Raw genomic sequence first — 14,989 nt, 5'->3', positions numbered from 1 at the left:
TTCGGAATAGATTACTATTTTTTCTATTTTAAACTAGCACGAATAGTGCAAATTATTGAAAAAGCCAGGGCTAATAAGACCACATTTCCCAATACGCCAGCAGGATACAATATTTGTATGATTGTAATATAAACCAGAATAGCCAGGCTTATCAGCCAACCAAACCGCCTTATTTCCCTAATCACAAAGCTTTTCGGTTCTACTTTACTCATAGTATAAAGTGACATTGATATGAAAATAAAGGACACTACTAAAGCCGAGTTGTACACCCAATCATCCCTTTAAAATGCTGATTTAAGCTAATACATGCATTGAATAAAATTTTATTAACGGAAGCCATCATTTAGATCCATACAAGCTCTTCGAATTAGTTTGAAATAAAAGTTACTAGTACGGCGGCTATGACCTAACTAGCCGCTATGGGCGCAAAAGGGGTGCCAACAGCCAGCCGACCGTTAGCACCCTTACTTTTTCATAAGTTCATTTGGCGGGCGTCGTCGTTGCGGCCCGTTTGGTTTGAACGTGTTCGCGCAGCAGCCCACAACTTAGCAGCAGTAATAAGCCGCCCCCGGCCGCCCACAAACCGTTTGGACCGATTACGTGGGCGGTACACAGCCCAACTAACATGAGTAGTGCCCCCGTAATCAGGCCACCCGTCAGGATCCAAAACCACTTAGTCATGACTGCGCCTTCCCTTCCAGACGACCCGTTCGCCGAGCACGAACTGGTCGGTGTTGATGGCGGTGCAGCCCTTTTTGACTAATTAATGCCAGCCACAAAACGCTGACACTCCACACTAACATTAACGGTACTACGACCGTTGCACCGAACGTATACCAACTAACAACGCCCATAAAAAGTACCGCCACCGTGTTAACAAGTAACAATAAGGCCCGGTACTGCCAGAAAAACCATTCTAGTCCCATTCCAATCAAAAACGCACTGCCAATTACCCCATAAAACATTGCGTGTGCCACGGTCACTAGCCCCTTTCAGTTCATACTACCCTAACTCATTTAATGATCCGCACTAAAGCCAGCTACGGTGCTGACCTTAACTGAACGTACTTCTATTTTGCCAAGCTAATCCACTGATTGCCATCATTTTCACGTAAAAACTAAGTTAATTTTCTGTAAATACCATTGTGGTCAATAAGTGACCGAACTAACACCAATTGACGGTAAGCTAAAAGGTTCTATACCAATTGGTGTTGAGATTTCGCCAGCCGCGGGTGTAACCGGTTGTTTGGAATACTGCGGACATCGATTTCAGCTCAGCCTCATTGCCACCTATTCTGCAAGTATAATGACTTTTTAAAAACCCAACTGACATCTCTTTTAGCAAATCAACACCACCTATTATAGAACCAACTAAAAAACGGCCGTGACAACTGTCACAGTCGTTTACGCTAGCGAACAAAACTCGTCACACTGGGTTCGGGTGCCGTCCGTACGTCAGGCAATGCGTCGGCGCAACCTCGCTCCCACACACCCCATTTAAATTAATCTTGGCGATCCTTTAAACTTAGTTTTTCAACGTTCAGTTCTTTGTCGACCCAGCCCTGAACAAAACTACTTTCATGGCTGACTAAAATTAAATTACCAGGAAAAGCTTGAAGGGCGCGTTTCAAACCTTCCTTAGTTTCATCGTCCAAGTGGTTGGTTGGTTCGTCCATGATCAAGAAGTTACTCTGAACCAGTTCTAGTAAGGCTAACTTAACCTTCGTCTGTTCGCCACCACTCAATAAGTGCATTGGCTTCATCGCGTTTGCCGCGTTAATCCCACACTTCGCCAACTTCGTCCGAATCGTTTTTGGGAGCATCGTCGGGTATTCGTTTTGAATCGTCTCCAGCGGTGTTAACTGTGGGTTATCCCATACTAGGTCCTGATCAAAGTAATTGATTTTAGCCGATGGCGAAAAGTTCGCCGTTCCACTAATCGCTTTAATCTGGCCCAGAATTGACTTGATCAACGTGGACTTACCGACCCCGTTAAAGCCCTTAAAGGCTAACTTCTCACCAGTAGTCATCGTAAACGTTACCGGTTCAAGCAATGGCTTGCCATAACCGACCGAAAGCTTCTTAACCGTGAGCGCGTTTTGTGACCCAGTATCCAAGTACGGGAAGTTAAACTTCGCGTGGACGTTCTCCGACGGTGGATCCACCCGATCCAGATGCGAGAGCATTTTTTCCCGCGACTTGGCCATGGTCGACTTCGAGCCCGCCTTATTCTTACGAATGAACTTTTCGGCCTTTTCAATGACCACTTGTTGCTTCTCAAAGGCCTTCAGTTGGGCTTCTTTACGGGCTTCCTTTTGACGCATCGCTGCCTGGAAATCGCCCCGGTACTTAATAATCTTGCCGAACGCGACGTCACAAATACAGTTCGTCACTTGCTGCAAGAAGTCATAATCATGGGAAATGACCATGACCGCGCCCGCAAACCCGTTCAAGTAGTCTTCTAGCCATTGAATATGGGTAACGTCCAAATAGTTAGTCGGTTCGTCTAAGATGATGACGTCCGGATTTTCCAGGAGCAGCTTCGCTAAAATAATCTTTGACCGCTGACCCCCAGACATCTGACTGATCACGTGGTCGCGGCCGATTGCATCCAGGCCCAACCCGGTAATCACCCGTTCCATTTCAGTTTCAATATCATAGAAATTATTCGCTTCTAAAGTTTCTTGAATTCGACCAGCGCGCTCAAGCAACTGGTCATCCAAGTTTTCTGCGTAATCCGCATAGTACTGTTGCATTTTAGCGTCCAAGTCGTAAAGCCACTGAAATGCCGTTTTCAGAAAATCATACAACGTCATCCCGGCTGGAATGTCCGCGTATTGGTCCAAATAACCCGTCCGCACGTTGCGTTGCCACTTAATTTCACCACTTAATGGTAAAATTTGGCCCGTCAAAATTTTAATCAGGGTACTCTTACCGGCCCCGTTTTGACCAACGATCCCCATGTGATCAGCTTTCTCCAACGTAAAGCTTGCGTCTTCATAGAGCTTCCGGTCGGCAAAGCTTTGCGACAGGTCCTTTACTTCTAATAATGCCATTGTGTTTTCAACCTACACTTTCATTTCTCTGCGTGGCAAATTCCGGGAAGCCTACGCCCCCGGTCAACCACTGTTCAATGCTTCCGACCGGACCGCAATAAAAGGGCCCCGTTAGTCACGAGGCCCACGACGACTCATTCTAGCCTATGCTAAAACTAAGTCCTTATCGAGTTCACATTGCATGTGGAAATACATCCGGTCACCAATGGGTTTAATCCCCACGGTTTCGTAATGATAACGGTCGTATAACTTTTTGGCGCCTAAGTTGGCCATGTCAACGTTCAACCCAATCCGGGTTTGTCCGTCGGCCTGCGCATACTTCGGCAGGGCGGCCAATAACTTACCACCAATCCCGTGACCCTGATAATCGGGGTCGACCGCAATTGAATCCAAGTACCATTCGTGTTCATAACTTTCAGCTTCAGCTTCAAATGCTGAACCAAACGCATCGTTGTCCGCAGTGACCCGTGCTAACACGTCGTCCACCGCGTCCTCATTTTTGTCAGGATACCCAAAGGCAACCCCAACTACTTGACCATTGGCCTCGGCCACCACCGTCGTTGCCTTACCGGACAAATAATCGGGTGTCCGGTAAGCGGCAGTAATGGCCTGCTCTAAGTCAGGTTCAGGAATGTCGTCTAGTTCCTCAAGCTGCATTTCATCAAAAATCATATTAATTAGCGGTGCTATCTGGCCCGCGTCGTCTTGATCGGCTGGTCGAATTGTTATCACGAATAGCCCTCCTTCATATAGTACCTAATACCTTACTATGAATTATCTGGATTGTCAAAATAAGCGCCACCGCGTGGTATACTGGTAAGCGAAATCATTTTGAAGGGATTTGAGCTTGTGAACATTCGTGACATTGACCACATTACTTTGACCGTTACCGACATCGCACGGTCACTGCGCTTCTACCACGAAGTCTTTGACCTACCAATTATTACCTTTGACGGGGATCGGCAAGCAGTTCTAGTCGGAAAACAAAAGATTAACTTTCAAACTAGCGACCAACCGCACGCGCCAATCGCCGCTAAACCAACACCTGGGAGTGCCGACCTCTGCTTAATCGCTAAGGACCCCCTCGATTCAATTGAACACCATTTAAAGAGTTACTTTGTCGACATCGTTGAGGGGCCAGTTGACCGCGAAGGCGCCCACGGCAAGTTACGTTCATTATACGTTCGCGACCCCGATAACAACCTAATTGAAATCAGTAACTACCATTAATACTTCCTCCGATTAGTCATGCCCGGATAGTGGTAACTTGCCGCCTTACCGGTTGGTCCTAAAGCGGCTGGAGCGTGGTGGACACGACTTTAAGCCAAGCAACCCACTTGTCTTAAAGCTCGGTCTTTGGGTAAGTCGGGAAACAACCCCGACTAACGCAAACGACACCACTGAGCCACTTTAGGACCGCCCTCACGGCTAAATACGTGTCAATTAAACAGAGTCTCCCACTGATTGAAACTGCAAAGATCAATCGGTGGGAGACTGCTAAAAATAGATTATATGGTGTGAACCTGCTTGGACCGCGAGTCCGTAGCATGCGTAATCATACAATTGGTTGGCTTTCATCATGAATAAAAGACATTTAACGGTCTTATTCATGCAAGCTACCACTGCGACCTTATCCTGTTTGGGATAAGGTTCGTTTTTTAATCTGTAAAAATCGCAAACATTCATTTGACCACGCGTGCCAGATGCGTTAAGCGCCTAACTAGCTGGCACCGCATTTTTATCCTTCTTAAATTGGCGCATCGTCTCAGCCAAGTGGACCTCGTGGGTCACGAACTCGTGGACCCGGCAAACGTAATCGTGTTCCCGCCCGATTTTAGCAATGTAGCCGTTAATGTAATCCACTTCCGTCGGCCGGCCCTTCGAAAAGTCTTGGTACATTGACGGGTAGTGATACTGGTAGGCCCGACTAACGGTTTCAACCGAATCAATCTCTTCCTGCCGGGTCTCAATTAATTTAATACCCGCCCGCTCGCAGGCATCGTAAGCCTCGTTGAACATCTGGGTTGCCATCGCTCGCACACCCGGATAACTAATAAATTGCCCCATCTGTATTTCAAACATCGTACACAAACTATTGGTCACCGCGTTGAAAACAACTTTGGACATGCACATCCCCATAAAGTTGTCCGACCAACTCGGATTGAGACCGGCAGCCGTAAAGTCGCGGACAATCTGCTTAACGGTTGCGTCTTGCGTTCCTTCATACATGCCCATATGCATCACTTCACTACCAACCGCACCCATAAAGTCCACGTCGGCTGGGCCGTTCAAAACCGTTGCAATCATCGCCGTTCCCCCAACGATGTGCTGATGCGGGAAATACTGGGCAATCTTTTCAAAGTGCCCCATCCCGTTCATCGCTGAAAACACGTATTGATCATCATGGAAAAGGGGCGCATCACGCTTCAGTTCATCCGCTAATTGCATTTGCTTTTTAAAAATAATCCATACGTCGGGATGGCCCTGGTAGTCTTCAGGATAGTAAATATTAATTGGGACGACGTGGGCGTTTTGGTGGTCGCGAGCGACCCGTACCCCGCCCTGCGCCTTAACTTGCTCAACGTTGGGCTCCCAAGTATCGATAAAATCGACTTCCACCCCCGCGTTGGCCTGCAACATAACACCGTAACGATAACCCATGGCACCCGCACCGATAATCCCGTATTTCATAACAACCATCCTTTCAATCTATTCAATAATTTACACTATGTGTCTTCATGGTTCAAAGGGACCCGCAACCGCAACCAGCATGCCCAGTGCGATTGGTAAGAACTACTATGTGTTTAAAACTGGGTCTATGATAATTGGTGTTGATTTGCTAAGAAGGTTGCCAATTGAATTTTCAATCAATTCGTTGTGACTAGCAAAATAGCAAGCAAAATTACGTTAAATTTAGTAATCGTTCTGCGGAATCAACTTCATCAATTAAGACTTATCAGAGTCACCCGTGAGACTCAATATAAAAGCCAGTCTAGCCAGCAGCGGGTGTAACCATGGCTCAACTGCGAAATTATTCTTGGCCGGAAGTGGGCTGCTCCCGGCTTAGAATAAGGCTCGAATTTGAGATTGCTCAGTGGTTTTTCTGAGTGAGCTCAAATCGATGCCCGCAGTGTTTCAGCCACCCGGTTACACCCGCCGCTGGCGGCAATCTCAACACCAATTGGTATCGATCCTTAAAACTTGCTGAACAAAAAACGCCCCTCAGATCAATTGATCTGAAGGACGTTTCCACGGGTTACCACCTTACTTCGCTTAGCGCTCACACGCTAAACCTTAGCACGTTCAAAACAACTAAACGCGCGCACGTTAATGGGTGCCCCCAGTGAATCTCGTAAAATTCACGCCTTAGTCCGACCTTTTAGTGAATTGCCACGACACCTTTTCAGCAACCGGTGCTCTCTACGCGCGTCAACTCGCCGACTCCGTCTAACCATTCGGCTTTTCGTTCATCAAGTTTTAATGTTTTAACCTTAATCTCATTTTGTGTAAAAGTCAACCATTAATTCTAAAAAATCCACTTTTTACGTCAGCCAGCAGTTACACTTCGTCCTGCACGTCGCGCCGCTGGGCCAGGTTTAAAGTGGTTAACAATGGTTTCCAATCTAGTGACCAGATCAACCCCACCGCGTGGTCGCCAGTTAAAACGCCCATGAGCGGCCCAATTTCACCGGTCTTAACCCGTACTTCAGGAAAGTGGTACCGTAATTCGCTCGCCCACTCTTCCACTAATTCGTTATCGTTAGTACTAATCACGTCTAGGCGCACTGGTAGCTGGCTAGCTGCCACGAACTGCCCAAACTGTTCCTGAACGGCTTGCTGCGCGTTTTTTAGCGTCCGTTCCTTCCCCAGCACCTGAATCTTTCCGGTAGCGTTAAACGTAATAATTGGTTTATTGCGGAGGAGCATCGTGCCCGCCAAGCTACTATTATTATAAATCCGACCGTTCTTGATCAGGTGTCGCATACTATTAACGATCAAAACGGTAGTCGTCGCGGCCCGGAGGCGTTTTAACTGGGTTAAAATGGCTTCCATGGAATACCCCGCAAGCGCCATCGCCGCGGCTAGTTTAACCATGTTAGCGGTCCCGGCACAGGCGGTTCGGGAGTCAAACACCTGCACGTCCAACGCTTGCACAGACGGGGCGTAGGTTTTCAAATTATTCACCCAACCACTGATTCCACTGCTAAGGCCAACGACCAGAACTTGATCGTAACCGGCCGCCATTAGCCGGTCAAACACGATTTGCATTTCCGGCATTGAAATCTGCGAAATGGTCGGAATATCTTTTTCAACCTTTAATAAGCGATAAAATTGTTCCGTCGTAATATCAACGTTTTCATGATAGACGTGGTTACCAAACATAATGGGGTCGTTAACGACCGTAATGTGATAATCCTGTGCGGCCTGCGCACTTAAATTTGCGGAACTATCCGTCACTACCGCAATTTTCATATTGTTCACTCCAATTTTGACGTGCCGGTTCACCGTCACGGTGCCCCGCTCAGCCCGACTGATCCGGGGCACAAGTCTTACCCGCACCCCAAAAGGGCGCTCATGAACAGTATACTGTACATGAACGCCCTTTTTCAAATGAAGTCAAACTGCTAAATAGCAACGTGGGTTGCGGAAACCACTTGCGGTTGGGATTGTGCTGACCAGGCCACCGAACCAGCGATTGGAATCGCCGTAATGGCCCCCGTCGCCTGCAAGCGCCGGCACTGGACCGCCGTCAACGTACTCGTTTGGTAACTGGTTGCGCTTAATGCTTTTAATGAGAATCGTTCTTCATCAGCGTAGGTTGCAAGGACGGTTACTGGCAAGTGACTAAACAATAAGTAGGCTTGCGGTTGCCCGCTCAAATTTGCCACGCTTAGGTTGGCTTGGTTCCGGTTAAAGGCCCGGCCACGCGTGCCGGCTAGTAGGTGGCTGGCCGCAACGATGACGTCGTTTAAAACGCTATTCGCAGTTGCCGCACCGCCGGCACCGGGGCCGGTATACAAACTACGGCCAATCGCCTGGCTGGTAATGGCAACCCCGTTTTGGACCCCCGCGACCCGGCTCAATGGTTTCGCGTTTCCAACGGCGACCGGGGCCACCCGGCAATAAAGTTGGTGCCCGTGCCGTTGCGCTTGTGCCAGCAATTTAATTTGCCAGCCGCTCTGCGCGGCCGCCTGACACGCCGCTGCCGTGACCCGCGTAATGCCAGTCGGGGCAACCTGCTCGACCGTCAAGCGCTGACCAAACGCAAACTGACTTAAAATGATCAATTTATAAGTCGCGTCCAGTCCACCGACGTCGTTTGTCGGGTCCGCTTCCGCGTAGCCGGCGCGTTGTGCGGCCGCTAACGCCTGTGCGTAGGATTGGCCGGTGGTCGTCATTGCACTTAAAATATAGTTGGCCGTACCGTTAATGATGCCGGCCACTTCTTGGATCGTATCGGTTGCGTAACTATCCGTTAGGGTGCGTAATATTGGAATCCCCCCAGCAACGCTAGCCTCGTAATAGAGGTCGCAGCCGTGTTGTTGCGCTAAGGCCACTAACCGTGGTCCGGCGGTCGCAATTAAGTCTTTATTGGCGGTTACGACCGATTTACCATGGCACAGCGCCTGCTCGATGGCGTGTTCAGCGGTTGTCAGCGTCCCCATCACTTCAATAACCAATTGGATGGTCGGGTCACTCACGACAGCTTCAATTGAATCGGTTAACCGGGTCCCTAGTGGTAACTGCACTGGCCGGGGCGCGTTCAAATGATTAACGGCAATTGTTGCTAGTTGTAACCGGAAGCCCTGCATCCGTTCAATTTTCGCGGCTGCTTGCGTGAGTCGCGCTACGACCCCACAGCCGACGGTCCCTAATCCTAACATGCCCACTTTAATTGTCGTTGTCATTTTAATCGCCCCTCAATGCTTAAAGTTTTGCTAACGCCTGGTCTAAATCTGCAATTAAATCGTCCGCGTTTTCAACTCCCACCGAAATCCGAATTAAGTCGGGTGTGACGCCAGCGGCCAATAATTCCTGTTCGTTAAGTTGTGCGTGGGTCGTCGAAGCCGGGTGAATAATCAACGACTTGGCATCGGCGACGTTGGCTAGTAATGAGAATAATTTCAAGTGTTGAATCAGTTCCTTGCCGGCCGCTTCCCCACCGGTTAACCCGAGCGTAAAAATTGAGCCAACCCCGTTCGGGAAGTACTTCGTCGCTAAGTCGTGATATGGACTGTCCGGCAATTCGGGATAGTTGATCCACGCGACCTTCGGGTTATCTTTCAAATACGCGACAATTTTGCGGGTATTGGCAACGTGACGTTCAACTCGAAGTGATAAGGATTCGAGCCCCTGCAATAGGAGAAACGAGTTAAACGGACTAATCGTCGCCCCGGTATCCCGTAAAGTTTCGGCCCGCACCTTAGTCGTAAAGGCGCCCCCACCTAGGTCGGCAAAAACTAGGCCGTTATACTGTGGGTCGGGCGTTGTAAATTCGGGATACTTCCCGCTAGCCTTCCAGTCAAACTGACCGCCTTCCACGATGACACCGCCCATTGTCGTCCCGTGTCCGCCAATGAACTTAGTTGCCGAATGGACGACCACGTCCGCACCGTGTTCCAATGGCCGCACGAGGTACGGCGTCCCAAAGGTGTTATCCACAATGAAAATAATACCGTGAGCGTGCGCAATTTTACCGATGGCCTCAAAGTCGACTAAATTAATCCCCGGATTACCAATACTTTCCACGTATAACGCCTTGGTATGGTCGTTGATTTGGGCTTCAAAGTTAGCCGGATCATCCGGATCAACAAAATGGGTGGTAATTCCCAGCTTTTTCAAGGTAACGCTGAATAAGTCGTACGTCCCACCGTAAAGGGTGTTCGCCGCCACGATTTCGTCGCCCTGTTGGGCAATGTTTAAAATTGCCGCGGTAATCGCCGCTGAACCGGTCGCCAATGTCACTCCAGCCGTCCCGTGTTCAAGGGCTGCCACCCGCTTATCAACCACGTCGGTCGTCGGGTTGGTCAGGCGCGTATAAATGTTCCCCGGATCGGTTAACGCAAAGCGCCCCGCCGCCTGCTTCGCGTCCTTAAAGACGTAGGACGTCGTTTGATAAATCGGAACGGCCCGTGAACCAGTTTCATCAACAGTTTGACCCGCGTGGACTTGTAAAGTTTCAAAATGGTAATTTTCTGGATTTGTTTTCGTCATTATTAAAGACCTACCTTTGTTAAAGTTAATGTTGCTAGCCAGTTTTGATAAAGGCGGTGACTAGCGGCCGACCAGTTGTAGTTGATGCGGCTTAAGCGCGCATCCTTAAAGTAGTGTTGCGGCAAGTTGATTGGTAACTGTTTGCGGCGGTCCCGAAAGTACTCATCGGCGAGGGTCGTCGCTTCGTATTCCGGGTGGCCGGTGACGTACACCGCGTGTTGACTGGGTGCGCTTAGTAGTAGTGGCCCCACTTGATCGTTGCTAGCAACGACCCTTAAATCACCGGGTAACGTCGCCGGTAAAACCAACTCGGTGTGGCGCGATTGGGGCATTTTCAACAAGCCCCCGGCGCTCAATCCGCTCACAAGGCGCGAATGCTGATCAACCGTGGTGGCACTGTAGATGCCAAAGACTTTGTGACCCACTAACCGTTTTTGGATGTTGAACTGTTCGTATAACCCGGCCTGCGCCGCCCAGCATTCAAAGAGGGTTTGTTGCACGTGGCGATGGGCCCAATCAATGATGGCTTCCAACTCTTCCCAATAGTCGACGGCTTCAAACGGGAGCTGTTCAACCGGTGCCCCCGTCACGATCAGACCATCAAAATACTGGTCTTCAATTTGGGCTAAGTTCACGTAATTTTGTTCGATCACGTCCCGCGCGATGCTCTTAAAATGGTGACTGGCGGGATACATAAACGTTACGGCAACGTCGGGCGTTGCGCCCGTCAAGCGGTTTAAAAATTGACGTTCGGTCGTCGCCTTCGTTGGCATCAAGTTTAAAATCAATAGTTGTAACGGTCGGGCCGCTTGCCCCGCGTTTTGCCATTGATGGTGCGCCTTTAATAATCCGTTATTGACTGTAACCGTCATCGGAACATCCCCTCTCAGAACTTATGTAACTAAAAAAAGCTTTCGTCCACTAGTTTTAAAATCTAAAACTAACGGACGAAAGCTTTCGCGTTACCACCGTAATTCGCCGCCACCTCACAGTGACGACCTCGACAAGTACCCGTTACCGGATACTCCGCAATATATCGGTTGCAACCGCACCCGTAGCCTTGCGACCCGGGTCATGACTCCAAGCTCATCTTCACCACGCACCCGATTACTTCTTTCACCAACCGAAGCTCTCTAAAAATCAGGTCCGCCGCTACTCTTCTCTTCAACGTCTTAATCGTTTTTTAATTTAAAACTAATTTAACACCGGTTTCAGACGCTGTCAACACTTTTTCCAAAAAACTTTTTCATTTCCATAAAGGGCGGTGTAACGGCTCTTTCATTTGACCCAAGCAACTTGAACCGCAAGCCGCGCAACCAACCGCTCACATAATTCCGGGCGTGTTCGCCATAATAGTCACATTTATTTTTAATTATTTTACCTTTTATATTGGCCGTTGTAATGCCCGTCTAACACGCTTTCATCGGCTCGAACCGCGCCTAACCGCGAACATTAAATCAATTTTGGCTTGACAGCTTTTCCGGCTTTGCCTATACTGAATTCATTCAATAACGAAAGCGAGGAACTAAGAATGACAAAGTTAAGTTTTAACTTGAACAGTTCATGGCAAAGCCGGCCGTTCAGATTGTAATTCCGATGCACGGATACAATCTGGCAAACAGTTTGTATCTGTGCCGGCTTAACTTTGATATTCAAAGAAGTCTGCATGGGTTTTAAACACAGCAGGCTTCGGTTCCGTAAAGGGCAAACCAGAGCTTACTGGTTTGCCCTTTTTATTTTGCCCCGCAACAGAAATTATTTTTGAGGTGATTGAATTGAAACGAATGATTGCATTTATTAGCGCCCTCGTTATTTTTCTCGGTGCCGCCTTCGTCATGACGGGCAAGCCTAAAACGAGTACCGCCAGCACGAAGAAGGTGCCCACGGTTGGCATTCTTCAACTACAAACCCACCCGGCCCTCGACGCGATCCACCGCGGGGTGCTTGCCGGCTTAAAGGAATACGGCTACGTCCCCGGTAAAACGGTCAAAATTGACTATCAAAACGCGCAGGGTGACCAAAGTAACTTAAAAACGATGAGCCAAAAGTTCATTAATGAAAACGCCGACGAAACGGTCGGCATCGCCACTCCCGCAGCCCAAGCACTCGCAACGGCCGCTAAGAAAGAAACGCCCGTTATACTGGCCGGAATCACCAACCCGTCCGGTAGTGGCCTCATTAAAAGTGACCAACATCCTGGCGGTAACATTACCGGGACGTCCGGTGAATCACCGTTGAAATCTCACTTGGACCTCCTGCGGCAATTAGTCCCCAAGGCTAAAACGATTGGGATTATTTACACGACTTCCGATCACGGTGGTGAGTATAACGCTAAAAAGTTTGCCCGCATCTGTAAGCAGGAAGGCGTCGCCTACAAGCTCTACACCATTGCCAACACGAACGATATGCAACAAGTTGCCCAAACCATGGCCAACAACGTGGACGCGGTTTACGCTCCCCAAGATAACGGCGTGGCTAGTGCCATGAAGACCTTAGTCTCCGTTACGAACAAGGCCGGCGTTCCCGTCATTCCTGCCGTGGATACGATGGTCAAGGCGGGGGGCCTCGCCACCCTCTCCGTGGACCAATTCCAACTCGGAAAAGTTTCTGGTGAAATGGCTGCCCGGGTACTTAAGGGCAAAGCCACTAGCGACTACCCAATCAAGGTGATTACTAAGGGTAAGATGACGTTAAACATGACAGCTGCTAAGAAGCTCGGCATCACCTTCCCAGCTAGCGTTGTTAAAGAAGCACAAACGAAAGGGGTTATTTACAAATGAGTATGATCGTATCTAGTATTGGGCAAGGCCTCCTCTGGGCAACCCTGGGGGTCGCCCTCTTCCTAACTTTCAGAATTTTAGATTTCCCCGACATGACGGTTGAAGGGACCTTCCCATTAGGAGCGGCCACCGCCGTCATGGCCATCAGCCACGGCATGAACCCGCTCGCCGCTTCGCTGCTAGCGTTTGCTGCGGGTGCTTTAACCGGCTTAGTAACCGGCTTACTCTACACCAAGGGCAAGGTGCCGATTTTACTGGCTGGGATCCTAGTCATGACCGCCTGCCTGTCAATCAACTTACGGATCATGGGCGGTAGTTCCAACGTTTCGCTCCTTGGCAAACAGACCCTGTTTGCTAGCAACTTCCTAACCCAGCTACCCAAATACTTCGACAGTGTCTTCGTCGGGTTAGTCGTCATCAGCGTCATTACCATTTTACTAATTGTTTTCTTGCAAACCGACCTCGGCCAAGCCTTCATCGTGACTGGTGACAACCGCGAAATGGCCCGTTCAATCGGTATCAACACCGACAACATGACGATCATGGGCTTGATGGTTTCCAACGGAATCATCGGTCTCGGTGGCGCCCTGATTGCCCAAAACAACGGCTACGCTGACGTCAGCATGGGGATTGGGATCATCGTGATTGCGCTTGCGTCGATTATTATCGGTGAAGTGGTCTTCGGTGAACTGACCTTGAACCAACGACTCGTCGCCGTCACGCTGGGGAGTATTTTGTACCAGTTCGTGCGTCTATTAGTCCTTCAATTAGGGTTCAATACCAACGATATGAACTTACTGTCCGCCCTGATTCTGGCCATCTGCCTGATGTTGCCACAGTTCAGCAAGGCGCTCAACCTCAACCACGTATTGAAGAAAGGACTGGCCAGCTATGATCAAGAAAACTGAAGCACCGCTATTATCGTTAGCGGACATCGTCACGACCGTGAACGGTGGGACGCCCAACGAAGTGACGATTTTAAACCATTTAAACTTAAACATTTACGACGGCGATTTCATTACCGTCCTCGGTTCAAACGGGGCTGGGAAGTCAACCCTTTTCAACACCATTAGTGGTGAATTACCCGTAACCGCGGGCACCATCAAACTCCGTGATCGCGACATCACCCACCTGTCCGTCGAGAAACGTACGGCCTTTCTGGCGCGGGTCTTCCAAGACCCCAAAATGGGCACGGCGCCCCGAATGACCGTCGCGGAAAACTTACTGCTCGCCAGTCACCGCGGACACCGCCGGACGCTCCGACTACGGGGCTTAAAGCAACAAATGCCCCATTTCAAAGAAATGACGGCCACGATGGACGGTAACGGCCTTTCCGAACGGCTCAACACCGCCACCGAAAACTTATCCGGCGGGCAACGCCAAGCCCTCAGCTTCTTAATGGCGACTGAACAGCGGCCAGATTTATTATTACTTGACGAACACACCGCCGCCCTAGACCCGAAGACGAGTGCCCAGTTAATGGCACAAACCAACCAGCGAGTCACGCAGGAACGGTTAACTTGCTTGATGATCACCCACCACTTAGACGACGCCTTGAAATACGGCAACCGGCTAATCGTGTTAGATCAAGGTAAGATTAAATATGACGTCCGTGACGAGGTCAAGGCCGCGCTGACCAAGGAACAACTGCTCGGTTTCTTTGAAAGTATTGATTAATTAAAAGATCGTGGCTCCGTACTAATTGAAGTTGAGCTTACCGCCAGGTCCGAAATAAATTCGGGCCTGGTTTTTTTGAGTTCTATGATCTGCAATATTGATTTGCTAACAAAGATTGGCAGTTTTCTTAGTAGATCAACACCACATATCATCGACCCCAAAGGTTTTCAAAAAATTCATTACGCTTGCCAAAATAATTGACCAAAGTTGCGCTTAACTTAGTAAACGCCCAGCACGCGCCACCCTAAATTCAGCAAACTAC

General features: G+C 49.2%; 13 protein-coding genes. 4 read left to right on the top strand and 9 right to left on the bottom strand.

Annotated features, from left to right (window positions below; genetic code table 11):
* Positions 1–480: 480 nt before the first annotated feature.
* From FFM79_RS02860 to FFM79_RS02845, 4 genes are all read right to left on the bottom strand, one after another.
* On the bottom strand, positions 481–681 hold the full coding sequence (locus FFM79_RS02860; RefSeq protein WP_137641963.1) for a hypothetical protein: 201 nt from the start codon (positions 679–681) through the stop codon (positions 481–483).
* Positions 678–977, bottom strand: coding sequence for a hypothetical protein (locus tag FFM79_RS02855; protein ID WP_137641962.1), 300 nt, complete (start codon positions 975–977; stop codon positions 678–680). Before FFM79_RS02855 ends, FFM79_RS02860 begins: the two co-directional genes overlap by 4 nt.
* Positions 978–1,501: 524 nt before the next feature.
* Entirely contained in the window at positions 1,502–3,055 is a 1,554-nt protein-coding gene (locus tag FFM79_RS02850) for an ABC-F family ATP-binding cassette domain-containing protein (RefSeq protein ID WP_137641961.1), read from the bottom strand.
* 144 nt (positions 3,056–3,199) lie between these two features.
* Positions 3,200–3,787 carry a GNAT family N-acetyltransferase gene (locus FFM79_RS02845; protein WP_137641960.1) on the bottom strand — a complete coding sequence of 196 codons (588 nt, stop codon included), beginning with the start codon at positions 3,785–3,787 and terminating at the stop codon, positions 3,200–3,202.
* A 117-nt stretch (positions 3,788–3,904) separates the two neighbouring features.
* On the opposite strand from FFM79_RS02845, the gene FFM79_RS02840 reads away from it, so the two are divergent.
* Positions 3,905–4,285 carry a VOC family protein gene (locus FFM79_RS02840; protein ID WP_170177360.1) on the top strand — a complete coding sequence of 127 codons (381 nt, stop codon included), beginning with the start codon at positions 3,905–3,907 and terminating at the stop codon, positions 4,283–4,285.
* Positions 4,286–4,771: 486 nt separating this feature from the next.
* Here FFM79_RS02840 and FFM79_RS02835 read toward each other — a convergent pair whose 3' ends face one another.
* The 5 genes from FFM79_RS02835 to FFM79_RS02815 all read right to left on the bottom strand — a co-directional run bounded on the left by FFM79_RS02835 (position 4,772) and on the right by FFM79_RS02815 (position 11,142).
* A complete protein-coding gene (locus tag FFM79_RS02835) occupies positions 4,772–5,746 on the bottom strand; it encodes a ketopantoate reductase family protein (RefSeq protein WP_137641958.1) in 975 nt (324 codons plus the stop codon).
* An 867-nt stretch (positions 5,747–6,613) separates the two neighbouring features.
* Positions 6,614–7,528, bottom strand: a complete 915-nt coding sequence (locus tag FFM79_RS02830) for a DegV family protein (protein WP_137641957.1) — start codon at positions 7,526–7,528, stop codon at positions 6,614–6,616.
* A gap of 152 nt (positions 7,529–7,680) precedes the next feature.
* Positions 7,681–8,964 (bottom strand): homoserine dehydrogenase, encoded by a 1,284-nt coding sequence (locus tag FFM79_RS02825; protein WP_137641956.1) that lies wholly within the window; start codon positions 8,962–8,964, stop codon positions 7,681–7,683.
* Between the two features lie 19 nt (positions 8,965–8,983).
* Positions 8,984–10,270 carry an O-acetylhomoserine aminocarboxypropyltransferase/cysteine synthase family protein gene (locus tag FFM79_RS02820; protein WP_137641955.1) on the bottom strand — a complete coding sequence of 429 codons (1,287 nt, stop codon included), beginning with the start codon at positions 10,268–10,270 and terminating at the stop codon, positions 8,984–8,986.
* A 2-nt stretch (positions 10,271–10,272) separates the two neighbouring features.
* Entirely contained in the window at positions 10,273–11,142 is an 870-nt protein-coding gene (locus tag FFM79_RS02815; RefSeq protein ID WP_137641954.1) for a homoserine O-acetyltransferase/O-succinyltransferase family protein, read from the bottom strand.
* A gap of 912 nt (positions 11,143–12,054) precedes the next feature.
* Here FFM79_RS02815 and trpX point away from each other — a divergent pair.
* The 3 genes from trpX to FFM79_RS02795 are packed head-to-tail and all read left to right on the top strand — an operon-like array spanning position 12,055 to position 14,727.
* Complete coding sequence (gene trpX, locus FFM79_RS02805) at positions 12,055–13,050, top strand: tryptophan ABC transporter substrate-binding protein (RefSeq protein ID WP_137642158.1); 996 nt, start codon at positions 12,055–12,057, stop codon at positions 13,048–13,050.
* Positions 13,047–13,958, top strand: a complete 912-nt coding sequence (locus FFM79_RS02800; protein WP_137641953.1) for an ABC transporter permease — start codon at positions 13,047–13,049, stop codon at positions 13,956–13,958. The genes trpX and FFM79_RS02800 overlap by 4 nt, the downstream gene beginning before the upstream one ends.
* Positions 13,942–14,727 carry an ABC transporter ATP-binding protein gene (locus FFM79_RS02795; RefSeq protein ID WP_170177359.1) on the top strand — a complete coding sequence of 262 codons (786 nt, stop codon included), beginning with the start codon at positions 13,942–13,944 and terminating at the stop codon, positions 14,725–14,727. Before FFM79_RS02800 ends, FFM79_RS02795 begins: the two co-directional genes overlap by 17 nt.
* Positions 14,728–14,989: the final 262 nt, after the last annotated feature.

The organism is Lactiplantibacillus modestisalitolerans (assembly GCF_005405425.1).
Lineage (GTDB): Bacteria > Bacillota > Bacilli > Lactobacillales > Lactobacillaceae > Lactiplantibacillus > Lactiplantibacillus modestisalitolerans.
The sequence above is the reverse complement of the archived record's forward strand: the minus strand, read 5'-3'. Positions and strand labels throughout refer to the sequence as shown.

Coding starts and splice junctions, on each gene's coding strand:
- FFM79_RS02800 (WP_137641953.1), top strand. CDS start 13,047: ATGAGTATGATCGTATCTAGTATTGGGCAAGGCCTCCTCTGGGCAACC.
- FFM79_RS02795 (WP_170177359.1), top strand. CDS start 13,942: ATGATCAAGAAAACTGAAGCACCGCTATTATCGTTAGCGGACATCGTC.
- FFM79_RS02850 (WP_137641961.1), bottom strand. CDS start 3,055: ATGGCATTATTAGAAGTAAAGGACCTGTCGCAAAGCTTTGCCGACCGG.
- FFM79_RS02835 (WP_137641958.1), bottom strand. CDS start 5,746: ATGAAATACGGGATTATCGGTGCGGGTGCCATGGGTTATCGTTACGGT.
- FFM79_RS02815 (WP_137641954.1), bottom strand. CDS start 11,142: ATGACGGTTACAGTCAATAACGGATTATTAAAGGCGCACCATCAATGG.
- FFM79_RS02830 (WP_137641957.1), bottom strand. CDS start 7,528: ATGAAAATTGCGGTAGTGACGGATAGTTCCGCAAATTTAAGTGCGCAG.
- FFM79_RS02860 (WP_137641963.1), bottom strand. CDS start 681: ATGACTAAGTGGTTTTGGATCCTGACGGGTGGCCTGATTACGGGGGCA.
- FFM79_RS02825 (WP_137641956.1), bottom strand. CDS start 8,964: ATGACAACGACAATTAAAGTGGGCATGTTAGGATTAGGGACCGTCGGC.
- trpX (WP_137642158.1), top strand. CDS start 12,055: ATGATTGCATTTATTAGCGCCCTCGTTATTTTTCTCGGTGCCGCCTTC.
- FFM79_RS02820 (WP_137641955.1), bottom strand. CDS start 10,270: ATGACGAAAACAAATCCAGAAAATTACCATTTTGAAACTTTACAAGTC.